Here is a 20,043-nt window from a genome sequence, read left to right as displayed (position 1 = left end):
GTGAGCGGCGTATCGTCAGGCCGCGCGCGCCGAAGGCAGCTTCGACACGAGGCGCAGCGAGACGGTGAGGCCTTCGAGCTGATAGTGCGGTCGCAAGAAAAACTTCGACGTGTAGTAGCCGGGATTGCCCGCCACCTCTTCCACGACCACTTCGGCGGCGGCCAGCGGACGACGCGCCTTGGTCCCCTCCGACGAATGCGCGGGATCGCCGTCGACGTATTGAAGAATCCAGTCCTGCAGCCAGCGCTGCATGTCTTCCTTTTCGCGGAAACTGCCGACCTTGTCGCGCGCAATGCATTTGAGATAGTGAGCAAAGCGGCTGCATGCGAAAAGATACGGCAGACGCGCGGCAAGATTCGCGTTCGCCGTCGCGTCGGGATCTTCGTATTCGATCGGCTTGTTCAGCGATTGCGCGCCAATGAACGCGGCGAAGTCGGAGTTTTTCTTGTGCACCAGCGGCATGAAACCGTTCTTCGCCAATTCCGCTTCGCGCCGGTCGCTGATCGCGATTTCGGTCGGGCACTTCATGTCAACGCCGCCGTCGTCAGTGGGAAACGCGTGCACCGGCAGGTTCTCGACCGCGCCGCCCGACTCGATGCCGCGAATCCGCGAGCACCAGCCATAGGTGCTGAACGACCGGTTGATGTTCACCGCCATCGCATAGGCCGCGTTCGCCCACGTGTATTTCGACGCGTCGCTGCCGGCCGTGTCTTCCTCGAAATCGAACTCCTCGACGGGGCTCGTTTTCGCGCCATAAGGAGGCCTCGCGAGAAAACGCGGCATGGCGAGACCGATATAGCGCGAGTCCTCGGCGTCGCGCAACGAACGCCACACGGCATGCTCCGGGGTCTGGAAAATCTTCGTCAGATCGCGCGGATTCGCGAGTTCCTGCCAGGAGTCCATCAGCATCACGGCCGGGTCCGCGCCCGCGATAAACGGCGCGTGGGCCGCCGCCGAAATCTTGCCGATCTGTGTCAGAAAATCGACGTCCGGGCCGCCGTTGTCGAAGTAATAATCCGCTACCAGCGCGCCATAAGGTTCGCCGCCGAACTGGCCGTATTCCTCTTCGTACATCTTCTTGAAGAACGGGCTTTGGTCCCACGCGACGCCTTTATATTTGCGCAGCGAATGGTGCAGATCGTTTTTGGAAACGTTCAGTACGCGCAGCTTCAGTGTCTCGTCGCTCTCGGTGTTCGTCACCAGATAATGCAGGCCGCGCCATGCACTTTCCAGCTTCTGGAAGCGTTTGTCGTGCAGAATCACGTTGACCTGCGCGCTCAGTTTTTCGTCGATGCGCGCGATCATCGATTCGATCGTCGCGAGGGCGTCGTCGGAAACGAGTTGGGTGTCCTGAAGAACCTGCTGTGCCAGCGTGCGCACCGCTGTTTCGACGGCTTCTTTCGCTTTTTCGGTTTTCGGCTTGAAAGCCCTTTGAAGCAGGCGTTCGAAATCGCCGGAGGCGCCGGTTTCAGCTTGCGCCGCGTCCGCGGATTCGCCGGTAGGGATCTGCTGCAAGGTGTCGATGGTGTTGGCCATGGTTGCTTGTCTCGATGACTTTTAACGAAGGGCTGGCGCTCAGGCTTTCGGCGCGGCTCGCGGGCTCGCGTCCGGTTTGTCGACCGGCGTGTTGCCCTGCTCCTTGCTCACTTCGGCGCCACCGGCGATGGCGTCGAGCAATGCCGGATCGTCGAGCAATCTGCCGACCAGCTGTTCGGCGTCCGTCTTGCCGTCCATATACGTGAGCAGGTTCTGCAACTGGCTGCGCGCTTCGAGCAGCCTCGCGAGCGGCGCAACGTTTCTTGCGATCGCGGCGGGCGAGAAATCGTCGATGCTTTCGAACGTGATATCGACGCCCATCTTTCCTTCGCCGGTCAGCGTGTTCTCGACCTGCATCGCGACGCGCGGCTTCATCGAGCGAAGACGTTCGTCGAAGTTGTCGATATCGATCTCGAGAAACTTGCGCTCCGCGACCGGCGGCAGCGGCTCCGCCGGTTGCCCCGACAGATCCGAGAGCACTCCCATCACGAAAGGCAGACTCACTTTCTTTTCCGCGCCGTACACTTCGACGTCGTATTCGATCTGAACGCGCGGTGCGCGATTTCGCGCGATGAACTTCTGACTGTTCTCTCTGGCCATCTTGCTGTTTCTCCGTTCGGTTAGTCGGACGACGCCACGCCGGCGGCTCCAATTACGTTGGTCAATTGAGCGAGCCCTTCGGGTGCAAGCTCCCTGATCAGATCGACAAAGGTTTTGTCGACGAGTCCTTTCGCGCGGCCGAGCAGTAACGGCACCGGGCTCGACGGCTCATGACGCGCGTAGTAGTCGCACAAGCGGTCGAGCGTCGCGATCACGTCCGAGCGGGTCGATACCGAAGTGGGGATCAGCGGCGCTGCACCCATCTCGACTGCGTCCTGTGAGCGCGCGCCGCCGAAGCCTTGCCGGTCGAGACAGGCGTCGAGCAATGCCTGCGCGCGCCGCAAAGGCGTGCGCAAGACCGTGAGATCGAGAGAGCGGCCGAGCCCGACGCGCTCGACGAGCGTGGCTTCGATGCGCTCTGCGTGCGCCGATGCGGCACGAAATGAGCGCGACAGGAACGCGGCCCGATCCGCAGCCGCGGCCACCGATGCGTCGATCTCCGCCAGCGTCGCGGCGTCATTCGCTTCGGCTGCGGCTGGCTCATCGCTAACGGCGAGCCAGCGTCTCAACGTGACCCCTGTACTTGCCGAGTGCAGTTGCGGCACGAGCGGCGCATTCAGAATCTGCTCGACGAGCCCCGCGTTATCTGCAAGCGCGGCCAGTGCGTTGATGCGCGCGGTCGGATCGTCCGCGTCGTCCGCGTCGAGTTGCGGATGCACATGCGTCCACTGCGTGTCGAGCAGGGCAAGGACGAGCGCAAGGCCGTCCGCAAGCGCCACGACGCCTTCGACGGCGACCCGCGCGCGAATCAGGTACACGACCACGCGTAGATCGCGTGTGCGGGCTAACAGGTCGACGCACAACGCGTCCGCGGCCTTCCAGTCGGGCGGCACGGCGGGTACGAGGATCGCGCCGTACTCAGCTTCCGGACGGCCACGTGCCGCCGCTTCGAGCGCGCGGAACGACGGATCGTATTCGAGGTCGTCGCCACAGGGAGACGCCTCGGCGAGACCGTCGAGCCACTTGCTCCAGTCGGGATGATCGGTGAATACCACCGCTATGCCGTCGGTTTCGGCAAGCCGGGCGTCGGTCGGTTCGGATTGCAGATCAAGTTCTTTCATGTTGAACAAAACATTCGGCACGTCGATTTATTCCAGTCATTTGTGTGCGCTGTTCCGCCGGGAAGCTTCCGCACGCAATGCGTTTTTTTGGCGCTTATCGATAGAACACGTAGCGCGCAAAGTACGCGGAACTGCCCGTTTGATGTTCGACTGAACACGGACGTGCCGGCATCGCGCCGCCAACTGTGTCCACCCGTTGCACGTAGGTGATTGACGACAGCGCGCCCGGCCCGCCGGTACTGTGAGTCGCCAATAGCAGTTGAGGTACGCTACCGGGCGTCTCGCTTGGCTTCTGCGCGATCGCATGCCCGACGATCCGGCTGCCGTCATCTGCTTCCCATGACGGACCCGCGCCATGCTGAATGATGGCGACGCCGTTCGCGTCATAGAGCGTCGCCTGCGGATTGCGGAATACCCATCCGAGGTGTCTCTGCGCGTCGAATTCACACGAGTAGATCTGTACGCCCGATGCCGTTGCAGCCATCACGCGCGTGGCGCTGGGTGGCTCGATGGAGTGGGTATCGGCGGTAACCGGCGCGACGCAACCGGCGAGGACGATTCCACTGCCGGCGGCCAGTACGGTCGAAATCAAGAAAGACGTTGACATCATGTCTCCTGTGGATGGACGGCGGTGCAACGCGAAGCGGGTCAGGAACGCGCGCTGTGCCATCACAACATCCAGCCAGCCGGATCTATTCCATCTCATCCGGGAAGTGAGAGCAGCTGTTGCGGCATGGAATAAAACGCTTTCAATGACTGTTATGGAAGAACCTGCTCACCGGAACGACATCAGTTCATGCCAGTCATCACGATTCCATCGATCTTCAATCAGCCGACGCCGGAGCCACGAAACGAGGTGCAATGGACGCCGACCCCATACGGCGGCGTCATGATCGGCAGGTATCCACGGCAGCCGCAATCGTTCGTCGCGGCAACGCTAGAGGCATTGGGAAAAATCGCGAGCGGCACGAATGGCCGCAGACTCATGGACGCAATCGTCATGGCCGGGGTGCTGGTTCACACGTCCCTGCCCTATAAAGTGGCGATTCTTCCTTCCGGGGATAGCACCGGGTTGTCACTATCGCGAGGGCCGTCGTTTGGCAAGCGGATCTATCTGCGCGGCAACGCCACGACCGCGTCGAATATCGATCGTGCGCGCGGAAACAGGCAGATCGCTCGACGAGCCGCGGGGAATTCATCCCCAGTCGTACCTGAGCCGTTCGATGCCGCGGAGTGGTTGGACCCTCAACTGAGCTTTCTCGACGGCGACGTTGGATCGCCGTCGTCGATCCGCTGGAATCCCAATCAATTCAGCACACCGGATGGGCACCGGCCACCATTCATCGGTCTCGCGCATGAGCTCATCCACGCGCTGCGCAATCTGCGGGGTGACACCCCTGTCATGGTCGAGGACGACGAGCGCGACGTGACCGGCCTTCGCCTTTCTCAAGGCAACGCGATCACGGAAAACGCGATCAGAGCCGACCATGGCATTGCGCCTCGTACGCGCTATTCGGGTATTCAGTCGGGAGCTACGACAAGCTGAGCGGGATGGTGGGGTATGTACGCGAGCGGACGCTGCGTTCGGCGCGCATGGCGCAGGGCGCCCAGCTTGCGTGGGATACGCTGGCTCAGGCAGGTCGCTTGCGCCACCTGAAGCTTCAACGGACGCGAGGCTCGCGTCTCACCCACAGGAAAAATGCGAAGGCGAGTCAGAAGAGACTCGTTCTTCATCGCGTCGCGTTTTGCGACGCAATGGAGTCTCGACATCCCTAACAAAGTCTCGTGCTCATCACCCACGACATACCGTTAAACCGCGTGACGATTGAATCCAGCAATTCACGTCGTGTTTGAACGAGCGCGATCTCGACTTCCTCGAAGCCGCTATCCGGAAACGTTTTGATATCCACGTGCTCGACGTTGCGCGAAAACGGCAGCAAGACCTGCCAGATCGCCGCGACGCGTATCCCCTGGACGCGTGCGCGCACCACCAGACGATGGCAATCCGCAGCACGGATCGCCGGTAATTTAAGCTCTCTTTCGAGCTGCCTACTATTCATGCCGATCCCCTTGCGTTTGCCAGACCACATCTTTTCGATCTTCGCGATCCTCGTTCCGTTGTTCGCTCCGTTGGCTCTCCGGCGGCAGCTTGCCAATGCCGCGCAGTCTTTTCAGCAACACCTGGGCATGGTCCCGATCGGCTCGCGAAATATCGTGTCGGCCGAGTAGCGTCTCGATACGCTGACGCCAATAGCCCGGCTCGTTGATCAGCGTTGTCGACGCAATCGAGTCGCCGCTGGTCGTTATCCTTTCGAGCGCAACCACTATCGCTTCGATATGCAACAGATCACTTTTACAAGAGGCGTCAAATCCCATTACACTCCCGAACTACTCGTTTTCTTGAATGCGTTGTTTCGCGTCTATTTCGGTCCGCGCGTGCGATACCACCAGTCGACGTGATTGAGATTTCGAAGAAGCTGCCCACGACGGTGTTCGCGGCGATAATGGCTGATTACCAGCGGTATTGCGATCAGCAGTGCGGAAACCCCGATCGTCAATCCCATCCATCGTTCGATCATTGCAACCTCGTCTGAAAAGAAACCGCGTGATTCACGCGATTCTGATTACGGGTGTGCCCTGGCAACGTCAGGGTCAATGAACGGACAAGACATCGCACTCATACGCTGTTCAATCCGGTCCCCGGACAAACCAACAGGAAATGCGATGCCATGCCGGCCCGGATCGTCCGATCCGTCCTGCTTCTTTGAAAAACGTTTGAATGGCCCTGCAGTGCCCGGCTAGTCAGCGCCAGCGTGATCGCGGGACTGTTCAGAGTCCGGGGCAGCGGCCGTCAGTTGATTACGCTGCGCCATTGCGATGGCTTGCGCGGTGGCTTTCAACACCGTGTCGTAAGCGGCACCCGCACTGGAAGCCGTCGACTTCAATATCGTGACGGCAGCATCGGAACCGGCAGGCGCGCGGCTCGCGACGCCGCCGACAAGCGCTTGCAGTTTGCCGTTGTGCTGCTCGAAGCGCGCCTTGGTGAATTTCATCCACTCGGCGTGTGTATGGGTCGCCAGTCCAAGCAACTGGTGGTTATAAGAGCGCGCTTTTTCGGCGAGCGAGCGCGCAGCATGGGTCTGATGAGACCAAAGTTCGACGGGTGCCTGACCCGACACCGCCATCAGCCAGGCCTTCTGGTTCTCGGCAAGCGTCGTCTTAACCATCTGCTGATTCAGCTCGACGAGTTCTTCAAAACACTGGAATGCTCGCTGCGCCAACGAAAACGCCGCGGCAACGCTATCGTGTTGCATCCCGTCTATTTGTGGGTTGGTCAAAAAGTACATTGCTCACTCCTTTAGTCATACGTATTAATTGGCTCAGGAAGAGGGCAAGAAAATCTGCCGCAACTTGACCTGGCGAATGCTCGAGGCCGGCGGCGTGCGTGGCCCGACGCATTCCGCATTGCAGCATTAGATGTTTCATTCTAACTTTGTTAAATGAGTAGTTGCAGTGCTCTTTTCCAGGTGATTACCCTCGCTTTTCAATCCGTTTATGGCCGGTGAATTTGTCAGAGGTAAGAAGACAGCTGACATGTCGGCGGCGAGGTGACTCAATGCGTTCAAAGGACTTCATCAGATAATCCACGCCAAAGCGGCTTTCGGCAGTCGTTACAATGCGTCGGATGAACCTCATTTCTTCCCCTCACATCGAATGCGCGACACGCTGACGTCCTATTTCTGGAGCGACCACGCCATTCGCAGTCGCAGCGTCAGTAACCTCATGCCGTCCGGCACGGTCGATATTCCTGTTCCCCCTCCCCGTCTGCTGGCGGATTGGCAACGGGAGATCGCGTCGCGCCTGGCTCTGGAACCTGGAGACGTCGAGGTCATGCCTTTGGCGCGAGCGCGCATGCGTTGGCCGGAATACGCACGCTGCGTGCAGGCAGCGTCCGACTGGACGCGCGCGCTTGGCCTGCCCGAGATACTCGGCTCGAGTGACGTGGCCCTGATGGCCTGCCGCGGCGCGCGATATCACCATGACGGAGCGCAATATGGCGGGGCGGCCTTCTGCAATCTTTTCCTGAGCGAGGACAAGGGGCTCGACCTGCACTTTTCCTCTCTCGGCCGTCGCATTCCTCTGACCCGCGGAACGATTGTGCTATTCGATACCGCGCAGCCTCATGGGGTCATTCAGCGCGGCAGCAGTGGATTCAATGCAGCCGAATTCCCGCCGGATCAGGATCATGTGCAGATCTTCCTGACCTGGGAGCTTCCCATTGAAGATGCCCGTGTCGCGCAAGCACTGAAGGTCGTCTTCGATGTCGCGCCTTCCACCTCGTCGCAGCCGGATGAAGAACAGGTCTTGCTGAATGGCGAGCAGGTCGTAGTGTGTCCGGAATCCGGTGGTTGGCGTCCGGTCGACTGAAGCCACTTTTCGGGCGCCAGGTTCGATTGGCGGCGTGACGGCGACGCGAAACCGCGGGTCACCTTCCAATAGCCATCTTTCCCGTCCGCATCACGAGCCTTGCATTGCCCGCTGTTCCTGCGCATACCGGGTCGGCGGCTGCCCGACATGGCGCGTAAATGCGACGCTGAACGCGCTCGCCGAACTGTAGCCGACGCGTTCCGCAACTTGCGCGACGCCCCCTTCTTTCCGACGCAGCAGTTTCTTGGCCAACGCCATGCGCCACGACAGCAGGTACTCCATCGGACCGACGCCCACTGCGCTGCTGAAGCGCTCGAAAAATGCCGAGCGGGAAAGGGCTGCAGCCTTCGCCAGTTGCGCAACCGTCCACGCTTTATCAGGACTCCCGTGCATCTGGCGCAATGCGAGCGCGAGGCGTGCGTCGGTCAGTCCGCGCACGAGGCCGGGCGACGCTGCCGTTCCGGTTGACCGGAGCGCCTCGATAAACAGAACCTCCAGCAGGTGTGCAAGGACGACGTCCCGCGCGGGCCGCTGCTCGCGCGACTCTTCTCTGACGAGCTTCACGAGGGTGGCCAGTCTGCGTTCGCCGCGAATATGCACGAGTTCGGGAAGAAGTGATACCAGCATGGCCGCGTCCGGCGAGCCGAAAGCGCAGTGCCCCACCAGCAGTTGCACATCGGCTGGCGCGCCCTGCTCGCCGATGCCGAATCCGCCGCCGGGCAACGCGACAGGCAAGGTGTCGAGGTCGTCGGGTCCGGGAGGTTCGAGGCTCGACATCGTGAAGTCGTACACCTCCGGAATCAGAACGAAGTCGTCTGCCTGGAGGATGATCGGCTCGCGCCCGTTCGCGACGAGGCGGCACGAACCGTCGAGGATCACACAGTAGAACGGCTGACCGGCTTCGGAGCGGCGAACCCGCCAGCGCCCCGCCCCGCCGACCACCTTCGAGAACGTGGCGACCGGTTGCAGCAGCGTGACGACTTCCGCGAGTGGGTCGACCATAGCCGGACTCTCTCTAATGAAAACTGGACGCCTGATTGTAGCAAGTCCGGCAATGGCGACATATCGTGTTGCCATCGCAATCCACCCACGGAGTCCCCATGAAAACCGTTCTGATCACCGGATGCTCATCCGGATTCGGCCTCGAAACCGCCCGCTATTTCCTCGATCGCGACTGGCGCGTCATCGCCACGATGCGCACGCCGCGCGAGGACGTTCTGCCGCGCTCGGAGCGTCTGCATGTGCTCGCGCTCGACGTAACGGATAAGGAAAGCATTCGCGAGGCCGTGGCTGCGGCCGGGCCGATCGACGTCCTCGTCAACAACGCGGGCGTTGGTGTGCTCAACGCGCTCGAAGGCACGTCGATGGACATCGCGCGCGAGGTCTTCGAAACGAACACGCTCGGGACGATAGCGATGACCCAGGCGGTCCTGCCTCAGTTTCGGGAACGAAAGGCCGGCGTCGTCGTGAACGTCACGTCGAGTGTGACGTTGCGGCCGCTCCATCTGCTTTCCGTGTACACCGCCAGCAAGGCGGCGGTCAACGCATTCTCCGAATCGCTTGCGCTCGAACTCGAGCCATTCAATGTCCTCGTGCGTGTGGTCCTGCCGGGCCGCGCGCCGGAGACCCGCTTCGGCGAGAACGCGCAGTCGCGGATGCAGAACGGCTTTCCCGACGCGTATGCGGAGCTGGCGCAGCGAGTCTTCGCCCACTGGCAGCAGGAATCCGCTGTGACGCATTCGCTCGATGTGGCGGAAGCAGTGTGGCGTGCAGCGAACGATCCATCCTGCCCGTCGCGCATCGCCGCTGGCGCCGACGCCATCGCGTGGGCGAATGCTGCGGCGAACTGAGCGCGCAGCCGTTGAGATAGATCGTCGCCGTGACGGCGATTTCACGGCGACGACAGTTAGAACCTCCGCACCATGCCGGTGGCAACGTCGCCGGTTTCAAACTCCCCTCCCGGACAAGCACCGCATCGTGCCCACGTCCGAAGTGTATACATCTGGTAATTCATCTCATACAATTTGGCGCTCTGCGTGAGTGCGGCGCAGAATGTGTCGACACTAAACCGTTCGACACGAAATCGTAAGGACCCGCCCAACGCCATTTCGAACGTCCCGTCAGGCGACGGCACGCGGCCTGCGCCGTCATCCGCGCAGGCAACAGCCGCTCGCCTCGCCGCCGTATCGACCATATCGAACATCAAACCTGAAGGAGACAAAAACATGGCCGCTATCGATCGGCGTCATTTTCTGAAGACCAGTGCCGCGGGTGCTTTGGCATCGGCCACGGCCAGCGCGAGTGTGTTCGCCCAATCGTCCGACGCCGCCGCGGCTTCCGCACCGGCGTCCGCCAGCAGCGCGGGCGGCACCAGCGCACGTCCGCCGAAAGTCACGCGCATCCTCGCGGAGTTCATCACCAGAACGGCTTATCAGGACCTGCCCGCACCGGTGCGCAAGGAAGGCGTGCGGACCTTGATGAACTGGGTCGGCGTCGCTGTCGGCGGCTCGCACGACGAGACGGTGAATCGCGCGGTCGCCGCCCTCACGCCCTTCTCGGGACCGCCGCAAGCGAACCTGCTGGGCCGCACCGAGCGCTTCGACATCATGAACGCGGCATTCATCAACGGTGTGAGCAGTCATATCTTCGATTACGACGATACGCATCTGAAGACGATCATTCACCCGGCGGGCCCCGTCGTGTCCGCCATTCTGGCGTTCTCGCAATACCATCCGGTGTCGGGCAAAGATTTTCTGAACGCGCTCGTGCTGGGTGTGGAAACGGAATTGCGCATCGGCAATGCCGTCTATCCGAATCACTATGATGTCGGCTGGCACATCACCGGCACATGCGGCGTGTTCGGCTCGGCGGCGGCAACCGGCAAACTGATGGGGCTGAGCGTTCAGCAAATGGTGTGGGCATTGGGTCTGGCCGCGTCGCAGCCGGTCGGTCTGCGTGAATCGTTCGGCTCGATGAACAAGAGCTTCAACCCGGGACGCGCGGCTGCGAACGGCATCTTCGCCGCGTTGCTGGCCGCTCAGGACTATACGAGTTCGGACGGCATGATCGAAGCGAAACGCGGTTGGGCCAATACCATCAGCACCAAACAGGACTACCGCGAAATCACCGAAGGCCTGGGCTCTCATTACGAGTCGACGCTCAACACTTATAAACCGTTTGCTTGCGGCATCGTCATTCACCCCGCGATCGACGCGGCGATTCAGTTGCGCAATCAATATCATCTCAAGGCCGATCAGATCCGCTCAATCGAGCTTCGCGTGCATCCTCTCGTCATCGAACTGACCGGTAAGAAGACGCCGCAGATCGGGCTCGAAGGCAAGTTCAGCATCTATCACGCGGTGGCCATCGCGGTGATCGACGGAGCGGCGGGCGAGAAACAGTTTAGCGATGCGAAAGTGCGCGACCCGATGACGGTCGCCCTGCGCGACAAGGTGAATGCCACCATCGATCCGGCGATCAAGCCGGAACAGGTGGACATGACGATCACGCTCGAAGACGGCCGCAAGCTGCATAAATTCATCCAGCATGCGATTGGCAGCACCGAAGTGCCGATGAGCGATCAGCAGCTCGAAAAGAAATTCTCCGATCTCGCCGATGGGATTCTTTCGCCGGAGCAGACTCGTGCGCTGATCGACAAGTGCTGGCATGTCGAACAACTGGACAGCGCAGCGGAGATCGCGCTGGCGGCGTTGCCGCGTTAGGCTGGTGAGTGGCCGCTATCGGCGTCGAATCCGATCGGCGGCCTTTCGGGCGACAGGAGGTCCGATCACACCGCGTCATTTCTTGCCAGACATAGGCTGAGGCAAGCTCGTAGCATTACGAAGCGCCGTGCCTGCCAAAAATGCCGCCCCTCGATGCCGACAACTCGCGAGCTGTCGACACTGATTCAATCGGCTAGTGACTGGAAAGCAGAACGTTTGCAATCACGCCGGTGGCAATCGCGGCGAGCACATAGTCCCCGTTCACCCCGACCCATTGATACCCGCGCGGCGGCGCTTGCAAGCCGTGGCCGTGCCAGTCGTCGACCACGTAGTTGCGGTTACGATATTCCGCCGGAAGCCGTTCACCCTTGTGCCAGTCGGCATGGGGCACCGGCCCGCCCGGACGCCGCGAGTCAGCGTCGTGCGGCGCAGGTCCGTGACCATGTGATTGGGGGTGTCCCCCATGGCCGCCGTGCTTGCCTTGAGAGGATGGACCACCGTGATGGTTGTCATCGTGAGGTTGAGCGAAAACGGCGAATGACGTACCGAGCAGAGAAGCGATCAAAAGCTTCGCGACGGAGGTTGTTTTCATGGCTGCATCTCAAGAAGTGGTTGGAATGACAGTCTGGAATTCGATGATGACCAGGGTTCGAGACACCTGTGGTGGGTCATCATCGGCCGGCTGCGCGAGGTGGCCGGCCTTCGGCGGCTTTCGAAGAAAGTCAGAGGAATGATGGCACGAAACGTTCCCGACGGCCAATCGCGAGCGATTGGCCGTCTATCCAGAAACGATGTGCCGCGGTGATCGAAGCGGCAAAGATCGCTCCAGATGCGCCGATCGGGATGAACGGCGCATCGGATGTTCCTTGTGCCATGTCACACTTCCATTTCATTACGCACTCGCAGTACGGCACCGCCCGTGCGGTCGCGCGGAACGCCTTGCACGTTCGTGGATAGTTCACGCACGCGGCGTGATCTTTGTCGGCATCGTCCTGCTACACAAGCTTGACGACGTGGCCAATACCCTGCCGTGTCATCTTCGTATAAGGGCAAAATCGTTCGCAATCCGGGACGAGCAGGCTCGCGGGGTTGATTGTTTCCTGAAAGGCAACACCATGCGTTCCTACCGGGGCTTCCGCGTCCGACGGGACACGCCTACGATTCGCGTATGCGTCACTGGCGTGTGGCGTGCGCGAGTCGCACGCTGGCGGGCGACAGGCTCACCCCTGCGCTGCCGCGTCTGAACAGATTCAAAGCACCACCGGATCAACACCATGGACAATCTCACGCCTCCGCCTTTGACCGTGCTCGATAAATATCACGGGCCGGACTTCCAGGGGCTCTACACCGGCACCGTACGGGTGACGGGTGGTGAGGCCAAACACGGCAGAGCGTCCGGAATCGTCCGTTCAGACGATGGCAATCTCGATCTCAACCTGCGCTTGCCGGAAGCCCTGGGCGGCCCGGGTGGCGGCACCAATCCCGAGCAACTGATCGCCGCCGGCTATGCAGCCTGTTTCCACGGCGCGTTGACGCTGATTGCCGCCAGAAACGACATTCCGCTCGTCAACGCGGCCGTCGACGCTTCCGTGACGTTCGGACGCGACCCGGTAGACGGGATGTACATGCTGACAGCCGACATCCGGATTCACTTGCCCGGTGTGGACCGGGCTATCGCCGAGCAGCTCGTGCGCAGCACCGAGCGCGTCTGTCCGTACGCCAAGATGGCGAGACAAGGAATGGTCAATGTGGTCGCGCTGTACGTCGATCCACCCGCACTGGATGGCGTCGAGGCTGGATCCACGCGCTCCTGCGCATGACAGGATCGAATCCAGCCCATTTACATGGGCTGAATCCGGTTATGAAGCGTCTTTAGAGTGGTAGCGGCGCCATCCATCACTGCCCATTGCCATACATATCGAGCAGCATCAGCGTTACACCGTTGGTCCAGCCAAAGCCGTCCTGCAGCGGATACTCCCCGCCGCCGCCCCCGCCCTCTCCCGCCCCTTCGACGACATACTTCTCGACGAGTTTCTGCTGCGTCTTGTAGACATTTTCGACGTCCGCGAGAAAGCGCGTGCCGATCGGCTTTGCCAGATCGGCGCGTCCATAGCGCTTGAGGCCCTGGATCGCGATCCAATGCAACGGCGCCCAGCCGTTCGGCGCGTCCCATTGCTGCGTCGTGTTATAGGTCGACGTCGTCAGACCGCCCTCTTTGAGCAACACGCTTTGCATTGTCCGCGCGGTTTTCCACGCGCGATCAGGCCACGCGACGGCCGCCATCAACGGATAAAGCATGGCGGGCGTCTGATTGTCGCGAATCTTGCCGAGTTGCCAGTCGTAGTCGCCGTAGTAGCCTTTGTCGTTCCACAGATAACGGTTGATGCCCTCCGCACGCCGCGCCGCGTAGCCGGCGAACTGCGCGACGCAGGCGAAATCTCGGTTGAGAGTGCAGCCGCGCACGATCGTCGTCTCAAGATGGAACAGCAGGCTGTTCAGATCGACCGGAATGATCGACGTGGTGCGCACGGTCGACAGGTTCTGGTTGTCGCCGAACCAGCGCGAGCTGAAATCCCAGCCGCTTTCGGCAGTGGCGCGCAGATCGCGGTAGACCTCGTTTGCCGGGCGTCCACTGGCCTGCTGCGCGGTCTGCACGTCTTCGATATAGGACTCGTTGCGCGGCGTGTCGAGTTCGTCCCAGTAGCGATTCAGCACCGTGCCGTCGCGCAACACGACGACGTTACGCGTCGCACTGCCGCGCGCGGTGCTGGATGCCCCCTGCATCCAGTACGCGTACTCCTTGCGCAGCGCAGGAAGATACTTCTGATAGACCTTGTTGCCTTCCTTCTGCGCGGCAAGTTCCACCATGTACGAATAGAACGGCGGTTGCGAGCGGCTCAGGTAGTACGTGCGATTGCCGTTCGGAATATGGCCGAACGTGTCGATCATGTACGCGAAGTTATCGAGCATGTTGTCGACCAGATCTTCGTGTCCCGATTCCTGCAGGCCGAGCATCGTGAAATAGGTGTCCCAGTAATAGCCCTCGCGAAAGCGGCCGCCCGGCACGACGTAGGGCTTGGGCAGCGGGATCAGCGAACTGTAGTCGGGCGCGGTCGTTGTCGTGCGCGTGAGACCGGACCATAGCCAGTCGATGTGCTCGCGCAGACTCTGGTTGGGCGGCGGCGTGATGCTCTGATCAGGTGGCGGCGTGAAATACTGGTTCACGAAGGCGAGCAGCGAAAAACCAGGCTGGCCCTTCTGTGCTTCGTATAGCTGCACGATCGTCGCGGGATTCTCTTTCGGCGTCGAATCCACGAAGGTCTTCTGGTCGCTGAAGATCTGCGCGGTCTGCACGGCGACGAACAGATCGCCGTACAGGATGTCCGGTGCGGGTGGCAACGCTGCGCCAACCTGGGTATCGGCAAGGCAACTCGCCGACGCGAACGCGAGACTTGCGATGCATGCCACGCTGAGTGCGGTCAGCGAGCGCTGCTGCGTGATGCGGTGTCGACCGCGCGAAAGGTGCGCAGCAAGCCGCCATGCGGTGGTTTGCAACGACGGGTCGAGGAATCGCGCGTCATTCGCTGACGCCGCAACGGTACGAGACTGTGACTGGATGCTCATGTCGCCTCCTGGGTAGATGGGCATTGCACTGGTCTCGTCGCGCGATGCCGTCTGTATGCGGCATGCATCGCCGGCACGCTACTGCCGGATCAAGAGCATCGGAAGCATCGCATGCGCGGGGAGATCGGATCAACTGCGGTGCAGCAATTCCAATGCGCGGAGGCTGGCCGCCGTGGACGGCGGTGAATTAAGGTAACGTGTAGGCTCGGATGCGCAAGCCGGTTGCCTGTCGCCCGTGGTTTATTGGGCGAACCGGTATCGGTTTGAAGAGCGACGCCGCGTCTGGGTAGTCGGCCATATTTTCAAAGTAAAACGTTGCGGGAGTTCCAACCAGCATGAAAGCCCTTTGCTTCGCCACGGTCCTCGTCTTTCTCGCTGCTGGCTGCACGTCGACATCGTCGCCCACGAATGATCAGAGCGCTCGCACAAATCCGGCTGACACGGATAGCTACATCCTGCACGGACCCAACGGAGCAGTGCCTTACGACTCCACATCGAGGCCACCGAGGCTCAGCGTCGGCACCAGCTATTCCGATACGCAATTGATCCTGCCGTGGTTTCTCAATGACATCATCAACTTCGTGAACTATCGGTAGCCGGATAGCGGGATGCCGGCAAGGCAGCGCCAGGCGCGCAGATTTTTTTGGGCCGGTGTCGATTCCAGGGCTTCTCAAACGTCGTTGTTTGGCAAAACAACTCGTCAGGAGCCTGGCGTTGCCGTTTTCCCTGAGCTCCGGCCGCCATCGCAATCCCATTCCGGAGGCAACACCGTGGACAAACTCGCCGATCCGATTCTGCAGGTCCTGTCCGACTACCAGGCCGCGGTCTTCGCAAAAGATGTCGACCGGTTCGAAGCGCTGTACGACCGGGATGTGGTGCTGTTCGATATGTGGGCTGCGTGGTCATGCAAGGGCATCACGTCCTTACGGGAAATGACAACGGGCTGGTTCGGCTCGCTGGGTACAGAACGCGTTATCGTCGATTTCAGCGACGTGCAAGCGACTGTGGGCCAGGATCTCGCCTTTGTTCACGCCTTCGTGAAATTCAAAGCCGTGACGGCCGAAGGCGTGGAACTGCGCTCGATGGACAATCGGTTGACCATGACGCTCAGGCAGACCGGCGATGGGTGGAAGATTGTCCACCAGCACACTTCGTCGCCGATCGAGCCCGGTACGACGAGCGTTATTTTCAAGCGTGGGTAAAGCGTGCCCCCCTCGCCTCGCCAGGCTTTGCGTCGAATTCAGCCGGTATCCCCGCCTGCCACCGGCAACACCGAGCCCGTGATATAGCTGGCCTCGTCCGACGCAAGGAACAGAATCGGCGCGACCTGTTCTTCAATGCTGCCGTAGCGCTTGAGAAACGTCGAGTCGGTGACCTGCTTCACCGCGTCGCCCATCCACGCTTTTTCCTGCTCGCTGTCGCCGGCGATATTGCGTGGGACGCGTCGCGGCGGCGCATCGGTGCCGCCTGGTGCTGTGGCGACCACGCGGATGTTGTGCCCGGCGTACTCCATTGCCAGCGACTGCGTCATCGCATTGACACCGCCCTTGGCCGCCGAATACGGTACGCGGCGGATGCCTCGCGTGGCATTCGAGGAAACGTTGACGATGGTGCCCCCACCACGCTCGAGCAAGTGCGGCAGCACGGCATGGCACGCGTACAGCGTAGGCATCAGAGAGCGCCGGATTTCCGCGTCGATCTGCGCCGGCTCGAACTCGGCGAACGGACGCATGCGAATGGCGCCACCCACGCCGTTGACCAGGATATCGATGCCGCCAAACCGGCTCGCCGCAAAGGCCATCGCCGCTGCCGCGCCTTCGTAGGTCTCGAGGTCGGCGACGAAGCCTGCCGTGTCCGCACCGCCTGCTTCGGCCGCAACCTCGGCGACGAACTCGGCGCGGTCGACGAACAGCACCCTGGCGCCCTCGGCGGCTGCACGCAGCGCCACTGCGCGGCCGATGCCCTGCGCCGCGCCGGTGACGACCATGACCTTGCCGGCGAATCGTTGCGTGTTCATGCGATCCTCGGTGCGGCGTTGGGAGTGAACTTCTCGTAGTGGAAGCTGTTGGGTTTCACGCCGTTATCGTCGAAGTGCTTGCGCACGGCATCGACCATGGGTGGCGGCCCGCACAGGTACACGTCGACATCACCGTCATTCAAGGCTCCAGGCGGCATGTGCTGCATGACCCAACCCTTGCGGGGGTGGTTCGAATCCGCTTCGGCCACGACGGTGGCATAGGTGAAGTTCGGCAACTTCGTCATGTACGCTTCGATTGCATCGACCTGCACCAGATCGAGCTCTCGTGTCACACCGTAAATCAGGTGGACCGTCTGCTGCGAATGGGTGCGCGCCAGCATTTCCAGCATCGACAGGAATGGTGCCAGGCCCGTGCCGCCCGCAAGAAACAGCAAGGGCCGCTCCACCGCACGCAAATAGAAGCTGCCGAGGGGGCCGGTCAGCTCCAGCTTGTGGCCTGGCTGGGCGGAATCGAGCCAGGTGCTCATCACTCCACCGGTGATTCTCTTGATCAGAAAACTGACTTTCGATTCGCCCGGCGCCGATGAAAACGAATACGAGCGATGCTGCCCGCTGCCTGGCACATCGATGTTCATGTACTGACCCGGCAAGAATACCGGTGCCGCCGCGTCCACGTCCAGTTCGAGCACGACGGCCGCGTCGTTGTGCGGTTCGATCTTCGATACGGTCGCGGCGAACTTGCTCTGCCCGGTCTTGCACGTTGTGGAAGAGGCCGGCACCGCAATCACACAATCGCTTTGCGGCACCATCTGGCAGGTCAATACGAGGCCGCTCTCCTTCTCATCCTCGCTCAGCGCGTCGTCGATGTAGTCGTCGCCCAGGTCGTAGCTTCCGCTTTCGGCGCGGCACTTGCAGGTGCCGCACACGCCGTCGGAGCAATCCATCGGCAGATTGATCTTCGCGCGAAAGGCAGCATCGAGTACCTTCTCGCCCGCCTTGCAGGTCACGAAACGGGTCACGCCGTCTTCGAAATTCAGTGCAATGTTGTAGCTGGACATCTTGCCTCCTCCACTTCCAGTTTCCGCCTGTGCCGGGTCTCAAACGTGATAAACGTCGAGCACCTGGCGGATGTAGTCGTCCTTAAGCACGATTCGCTTATAGGAAATCAGCAGTTCATCGTCGGCCTTTCTCAGCGTCACGAACATGGTGCCGAAGAACTGGTCAGTGGTTTTGTAGCGATGACTGAGCGTGTTGAAGTTGTAGCGCACGTCCACTTCGTTCTCGCGCTCGGCCAGCACTTCCACATTGGTCACGTTGTGACTGGTCCGGGGTTCAGGCATCGAAGCGCCGCTGCGTTCGGTCTTGATGCGGAACACACGGTCTTCCAGGCCGCCACGGTCCGCGTAATACATCAGCGAAATCTGACTCTCGTGGTCGTCGGTGAGCTGGTCGTCGTCATCCCACGCGGGCATCCAGTAGGTAACGTCTTCGGCATAGCAGGCAAGCCATGCGTCCCACTGACGGTCATCGAGCAGGCGGGCTTCGCGGAACAGCACCGCGCAGATTTTCTGGTAATCGAAGCTCATGCCAGTGCCTCCCCTTGTTCCTTTTTCAGCGCGTCGCGCATCACGTGCACCCAGTATTCGTGCTGACACACAAACAGGCCTTCGTCTTCGCTGCGCTCACCCGAGATACGCGGCTTGAGCCCCATACTTTTCGCATTCGCGTCGGGGCCTTCGACCCACAACGGCGCCCCGCGCGACAGGTCGTTCCATAGCGCAGTGGTGCCGGCATAACCCGCCTGGCAAGCGCGGAACTCTTCGAGATCGTCGGCAGTGCCCATTCCCGAGACGTTGAAGAAATCTTCGTATTGACGGATGCGGGTCGCGCGGTCGGCTGCGCTCTCACCTTTCGGGGCAAAGCAGAAAATGCTGACTTCGGTCTTGTCCACGCTGATCGGGCGCACGACGCGAATCTGGGTACTGAACTGATCCATCAGAAACACGTTGGGATAAAGGCACAGGTTTCGAGTCTGATTGACGATAAAGTCCGCCTTCACTTCGCCGACGCGCGCCTTGATTTCGTCGCGGTATTGATAGACCGGCCGCACTTCCGGGTTCATCGTGTTGGTCCACAGCAGAATGTGGCCGTGGTCGAACCCGTATACGCCGGCTACCGACTTGCTCCAGCCATTCGCATCCACCGCCTTGGTGCCGTCGACCTTGCGACGGTCCATCGTGGCGGCATAGTTCCAGTGAACGGTGCTGACGTGGTAGCCGTCGCAACCGTTCTCCATCTGCATCTTCCAGTTGCCGTCGTAGATATACGAAGAGTTGCCGCGCAATACTTCCAGCCCGTCCGGGGCCTGGTCGGCGATCTGGTCGATGATGATTCTGGTCTCGCCAAGATAGTCCTCCAGCGGCATCACGTCCGCGTTGAGACTGCCGAACAGGAAGCCTCGATAGCTCTGGAAACGAGCGACTTTCTTCAGGTCGTGCGAACCGTTGGTATTGAATTGCACCGGGTATTCGGTGGTCTTCACGTCCTTCACTTTCAACAGCTTGCCGGTGTTGGCGAAGCTCCAGCCGTGGAACGGGCACGTGAAAGTGCCTTTGTTGCCGTGCTTTTTCCGGCACAGCATCGCACCCTTATGCGCACAGGCGTTGATGACCGCGTGAAGTTCGCCGGTTTTGTCGCGGGTTATCACGATGGGCTGGCGGCCGATCCACGTCGTGTAGTAATCGTTGTTATTGGGAATCTGGCTTTCATGCGCGAGATAGACCCAATTGCTCTCGAAGATGTGCTTCATCTCGAGATCGAACAAATCGGCGTTCGTGAAGATATCGCGGCGGCAACGGAATACACCGTTCTGCCTGTCGTCCTGGACGGCGGTATGAAGCAGTTCATCCAGCTGCGTGGCTTTGTCGATAATGACGGACATGTGAGCTCTCCCTACACGTGCTCCAGGCAATGGAGCACGCGCTTCGGTGTCGAAAGGATTCTTGCGGAGGATTGAGCGGCAGCAGTGGTGCGA

22 protein-coding genes are annotated in these 20,043 nt (G+C 60.9%); 6 read left to right on the top strand and 16 right to left on the bottom strand.

Going from position 1 to position 20,043, the window contains the following annotated elements; translation table 11 throughout:
* Nucleotides 1–15: 15 nt before the first annotated feature.
* The 4 genes from tssC to PQQ53_RS24390 all read right to left on the bottom strand — a co-directional run bounded on the left by tssC (nucleotide 16) and on the right by PQQ53_RS24390 (nucleotide 3,867).
* Complete coding sequence (gene tssC, locus PQQ53_RS24405; RefSeq protein ID WP_408326767.1) at nucleotides 16–1,536, bottom strand: type VI secretion system contractile sheath large subunit; 1,521 nt, start codon at nucleotides 1,534–1,536, stop codon at nucleotides 16–18.
* A 39-nt stretch (nucleotides 1,537–1,575) separates the two neighbouring features.
* Nucleotides 1,576–2,136 (bottom strand): type VI secretion system contractile sheath small subunit, encoded by a 561-nt coding sequence (gene tssB, locus PQQ53_RS24400; protein ID WP_408145394.1) that lies wholly within the window; start codon nucleotides 2,134–2,136, stop codon nucleotides 1,576–1,578.
* Nucleotides 2,137–2,156: 20 nt separating this feature from the next.
* Nucleotides 2,157–3,257 (bottom strand): type VI secretion system protein TssA, encoded by a 1,101-nt coding sequence (gene tssA / locus PQQ53_RS24395; RefSeq protein ID WP_408326764.1) that lies wholly within the window; start codon nucleotides 3,255–3,257, stop codon nucleotides 2,157–2,159.
* Nucleotides 3,258–3,351: 94 nt separating this feature from the next.
* Nucleotides 3,352–3,867 carry a DUF3455 domain-containing protein gene (locus tag PQQ53_RS24390; protein WP_408326874.1) on the bottom strand — a complete coding sequence of 172 codons (516 nt, stop codon included), beginning with the start codon at nucleotides 3,865–3,867 and terminating at the stop codon, nucleotides 3,352–3,354.
* A 186-nt stretch (nucleotides 3,868–4,053) separates the two neighbouring features.
* Here PQQ53_RS24390 and PQQ53_RS24385 point away from each other — a divergent pair, with 186 nt between their 5' ends.
* Nucleotides 4,054–4,803, top strand: a complete 750-nt coding sequence (locus PQQ53_RS24385) for a M91 family zinc metallopeptidase (protein WP_408326761.1) — start codon at nucleotides 4,054–4,056, stop codon at nucleotides 4,801–4,803.
* Nucleotides 4,804–5,029: 226 nt separating this feature from the next.
* Here the strand turns inward: PQQ53_RS24385 and PQQ53_RS24380 are convergent, their stop codons facing one another.
* The 4 genes from PQQ53_RS24380 to phaP all read right to left on the bottom strand — a co-directional run bounded on the left by PQQ53_RS24380 (nucleotide 5,030) and on the right by phaP (nucleotide 6,604).
* On the bottom strand, nucleotides 5,030–5,317 hold the full coding sequence (locus PQQ53_RS24380) for a hypothetical protein (RefSeq protein ID WP_408145385.1): 288 nt from the start codon (nucleotides 5,315–5,317) through the stop codon (nucleotides 5,030–5,032).
* Complete coding sequence (locus PQQ53_RS24375) at nucleotides 5,310–5,633, bottom strand: hypothetical protein (RefSeq protein WP_408145384.1); 324 nt, start codon at nucleotides 5,631–5,633, stop codon at nucleotides 5,310–5,312. Before PQQ53_RS24375 ends, PQQ53_RS24380 begins: the two co-directional genes overlap by 8 nt.
* A 44-nt stretch (nucleotides 5,634–5,677) precedes the next feature.
* The gene (locus PQQ53_RS24370) at nucleotides 5,678–5,836 is read right to left on the bottom strand and encodes a hypothetical protein (protein WP_408145382.1); all 159 of its coding nucleotides are present in this window, start codon (nucleotides 5,834–5,836) and stop codon (nucleotides 5,678–5,680) included.
* Between the two features lie 219 nt (nucleotides 5,837–6,055).
* Nucleotides 6,056–6,604, bottom strand: coding sequence for a TIGR01841 family phasin (gene phaP, locus PQQ53_RS24365; RefSeq protein ID WP_408326758.1), 549 nt, complete (start codon nucleotides 6,602–6,604; stop codon nucleotides 6,056–6,058).
* Between the two features lie 367 nt (nucleotides 6,605–6,971).
* On the opposite strand from phaP, the gene PQQ53_RS24360 reads away from it, so the two are divergent.
* A complete protein-coding gene (locus tag PQQ53_RS24360; RefSeq protein ID WP_408326755.1) occupies nucleotides 6,972–7,685 on the top strand; it encodes a hypothetical protein in 714 nt (237 codons plus the stop codon).
* 90 nt (nucleotides 7,686–7,775) lie between these two features.
* Here PQQ53_RS24360 and PQQ53_RS24355 read toward each other — a convergent pair whose 3' ends face one another.
* Complete coding sequence (locus PQQ53_RS24355; RefSeq protein ID WP_408326753.1) at nucleotides 7,776–8,687, bottom strand: AraC family transcriptional regulator; 912 nt, start codon at nucleotides 8,685–8,687, stop codon at nucleotides 7,776–7,778.
* 98 nt (nucleotides 8,688–8,785) lie between these two features.
* On the opposite strand from PQQ53_RS24355, the gene PQQ53_RS24350 reads away from it, so the two are divergent.
* Nucleotides 8,786–9,535: an SDR family oxidoreductase gene (locus PQQ53_RS24350; RefSeq protein ID WP_408145374.1), complete on the top strand. Its 750-nt coding sequence runs from the start codon at nucleotides 8,786–8,788 to the stop codon at nucleotides 9,533–9,535.
* Nucleotides 9,536–9,910: 375 nt separating this feature from the next.
* Nucleotides 9,911–11,407, top strand: a complete 1,497-nt coding sequence (locus tag PQQ53_RS24345; protein ID WP_408145372.1) for an MmgE/PrpD family protein — start codon at nucleotides 9,911–9,913, stop codon at nucleotides 11,405–11,407.
* Nucleotides 11,408–11,600: 193 nt separating this feature from the next.
* Here PQQ53_RS24345 and PQQ53_RS24340 read toward each other — a convergent pair whose 3' ends face one another.
* Nucleotides 11,601–11,999, bottom strand: coding sequence for an RcnB family protein (locus tag PQQ53_RS24340; protein WP_408145370.1), 399 nt, complete (start codon nucleotides 11,997–11,999; stop codon nucleotides 11,601–11,603).
* A gap of 130 nt (nucleotides 12,000–12,129) precedes the next feature.
* The gene (locus PQQ53_RS24335) at nucleotides 12,130–12,282 is read right to left on the bottom strand and encodes a hypothetical protein (RefSeq protein ID WP_408145368.1); all 153 of its coding nucleotides are present in this window, start codon (nucleotides 12,280–12,282) and stop codon (nucleotides 12,130–12,132) included.
* A gap of 399 nt (nucleotides 12,283–12,681) precedes the next feature.
* On the opposite strand from PQQ53_RS24335, the gene PQQ53_RS24330 reads away from it, so the two are divergent.
* The gene (locus PQQ53_RS24330) at nucleotides 12,682–13,227 is read left to right on the top strand and encodes an Ohr family peroxiredoxin (protein WP_408145366.1); all 546 of its coding nucleotides are present in this window, start codon (nucleotides 12,682–12,684) and stop codon (nucleotides 13,225–13,227) included.
* A gap of 76 nt (nucleotides 13,228–13,303) precedes the next feature.
* On the opposite strand, the gene treA is transcribed toward PQQ53_RS24330, so the two are convergent.
* Nucleotides 13,304–15,031 (bottom strand): alpha,alpha-trehalase TreA, encoded by a 1,728-nt coding sequence (gene treA / locus PQQ53_RS24325; protein WP_408326750.1) that lies wholly within the window; start codon nucleotides 15,029–15,031, stop codon nucleotides 13,304–13,306.
* Between the two features lie 770 nt (nucleotides 15,032–15,801).
* Between treA and PQQ53_RS24320 the strand changes: the two genes are divergently transcribed.
* On the top strand, nucleotides 15,802–16,233 hold the full coding sequence (locus tag PQQ53_RS24320; RefSeq protein WP_408155425.1) for a YybH family protein: 432 nt from the start codon (nucleotides 15,802–15,804) through the stop codon (nucleotides 16,231–16,233).
* 38 nt (nucleotides 16,234–16,271) lie between these two features.
* Here PQQ53_RS24320 and benD read toward each other — a convergent pair whose 3' ends face one another.
* Genes benD through PQQ53_RS24300 form a run of 4 tightly spaced genes read right to left on the bottom strand, consistent with a single transcriptional unit; the run spans nucleotide 16,272 to nucleotide 19,950 of the window.
* The gene (gene benD / locus PQQ53_RS24315) at nucleotides 16,272–17,048 is read right to left on the bottom strand and encodes a benzoate diol dehydrogenase BenD (RefSeq protein ID WP_408145360.1); all 777 of its coding nucleotides are present in this window, start codon (nucleotides 17,046–17,048) and stop codon (nucleotides 16,272–16,274) included.
* Nucleotides 17,045–18,067, bottom strand: coding sequence for a benzoate 1,2-dioxygenase electron transfer component BenC (benC, locus tag PQQ53_RS24310; protein WP_408326748.1), 1,023 nt, complete (start codon nucleotides 18,065–18,067; stop codon nucleotides 17,045–17,047). The genes benD and benC overlap by 4 nt, the downstream gene beginning before the upstream one ends.
* 39 nt (nucleotides 18,068–18,106) lie before the next feature.
* On the bottom strand, nucleotides 18,107–18,595 hold the full coding sequence (gene benB / locus PQQ53_RS24305) for a benzoate 1,2-dioxygenase small subunit (protein ID WP_408155431.1): 489 nt from the start codon (nucleotides 18,593–18,595) through the stop codon (nucleotides 18,107–18,109).
* Entirely contained in the window at nucleotides 18,592–19,950 is a 1,359-nt protein-coding gene (locus PQQ53_RS24300) for a Rieske 2Fe-2S domain-containing protein (protein WP_408326745.1), read from the bottom strand. The genes benB and PQQ53_RS24300 overlap by 4 nt, the downstream gene beginning before the upstream one ends.
* Nucleotides 19,951–20,043 lie beyond the last annotated feature (93 nt).

The sequence above is a fragment of the Paraburkholderia strydomiana genome (assembly GCF_046030495.1).
Lineage (GTDB): Bacteria > Pseudomonadota > Gammaproteobacteria > Burkholderiales > Burkholderiaceae > Paraburkholderia > Paraburkholderia strydomiana_A.
This window is presented reverse-complemented; position numbering and strand designations above follow the sequence as displayed.

Excerpts from the sequence above, each read along its gene's own strand:
- tssC (WP_408326767.1), bottom strand. The coding sequence starts at position 1,536 with ATGGCCAACACCATCGACACCTTGCAGCAGATCCCTACCGGCGAATCC.
- tssB (WP_408145394.1), bottom strand. The coding sequence starts at position 2,136 with ATGGCCAGAGAGAACAGTCAGAAGTTCATCGCGCGAAATCGCGCACCG.
- tssA (WP_408326764.1), bottom strand. The coding sequence starts at position 3,257 with ATGAAAGAACTTGATCTGCAATCCGAACCGACCGACGCCCGGCTTGCC.
- PQQ53_RS24390 (WP_408326874.1), bottom strand. The coding sequence starts at position 3,867 with ATGATGTCAACGTCTTTCTTGATTTCGACCGTACTGGCCGCCGGCAGT.
- PQQ53_RS24385 (WP_408326761.1), top strand. The coding sequence starts at position 4,054 with ATGCCAGTCATCACGATTCCATCGATCTTCAATCAGCCGACGCCGGAG.
- PQQ53_RS24380 (WP_408145385.1), bottom strand. The coding sequence starts at position 5,317 with ATGAATAGTAGGCAGCTCGAAAGAGAGCTTAAATTACCGGCGATCCGT.
- PQQ53_RS24375 (WP_408145384.1), bottom strand. The coding sequence starts at position 5,633 with ATGGGATTTGACGCCTCTTGTAAAAGTGATCTGTTGCATATCGAAGCG.
- PQQ53_RS24370 (WP_408145382.1), bottom strand. The coding sequence starts at position 5,836 with ATGATCGAACGATGGATGGGATTGACGATCGGGGTTTCCGCACTGCTG.
- phaP (WP_408326758.1), bottom strand. The coding sequence starts at position 6,604 with ATGTACTTTTTGACCAACCCACAAATAGACGGGATGCAACACGATAGC.
- PQQ53_RS24360 (WP_408326755.1), top strand. The coding sequence starts at position 6,972 with ATGCGCGACACGCTGACGTCCTATTTCTGGAGCGACCACGCCATTCGC.
- PQQ53_RS24355 (WP_408326753.1), bottom strand. The coding sequence starts at position 8,687 with ATGGTCGACCCACTCGCGGAAGTCGTCACGCTGCTGCAACCGGTCGCC.
- PQQ53_RS24350 (WP_408145374.1), top strand. The coding sequence starts at position 8,786 with ATGAAAACCGTTCTGATCACCGGATGCTCATCCGGATTCGGCCTCGAA.
- PQQ53_RS24345 (WP_408145372.1), top strand. The coding sequence starts at position 9,911 with ATGGCCGCTATCGATCGGCGTCATTTTCTGAAGACCAGTGCCGCGGGT.
- PQQ53_RS24340 (WP_408145370.1), bottom strand. The coding sequence starts at position 11,999 with ATGAAAACAACCTCCGTCGCGAAGCTTTTGATCGCTTCTCTGCTCGGT.
- PQQ53_RS24335 (WP_408145368.1), bottom strand. The coding sequence starts at position 12,282 with ATGGCACAAGGAACATCCGATGCGCCGTTCATCCCGATCGGCGCATCT.
- PQQ53_RS24330 (WP_408145366.1), top strand. The coding sequence starts at position 12,682 with ATGGACAATCTCACGCCTCCGCCTTTGACCGTGCTCGATAAATATCAC.
- treA (WP_408326750.1), bottom strand. The coding sequence starts at position 15,031 with ATGAGCATCCAGTCACAGTCTCGTACCGTTGCGGCGTCAGCGAATGAC.
- benD (WP_408145360.1), bottom strand. The coding sequence starts at position 17,048 with ATGAACACGCAACGATTCGCCGGCAAGGTCATGGTCGTCACCGGCGCG.
- benC (WP_408326748.1), bottom strand. The coding sequence starts at position 18,067 with ATGTCCAGCTACAACATTGCACTGAATTTCGAAGACGGCGTGACCCGT.
- benB (WP_408155431.1), bottom strand. The coding sequence starts at position 18,595 with ATGAGCTTCGATTACCAGAAAATCTGCGCGGTGCTGTTCCGCGAAGCC.
- PQQ53_RS24300 (WP_408326745.1), bottom strand. The coding sequence starts at position 19,950 with ATGTCCGTCATTATCGACAAAGCCACGCAGCTGGATGAACTGCTTCAT.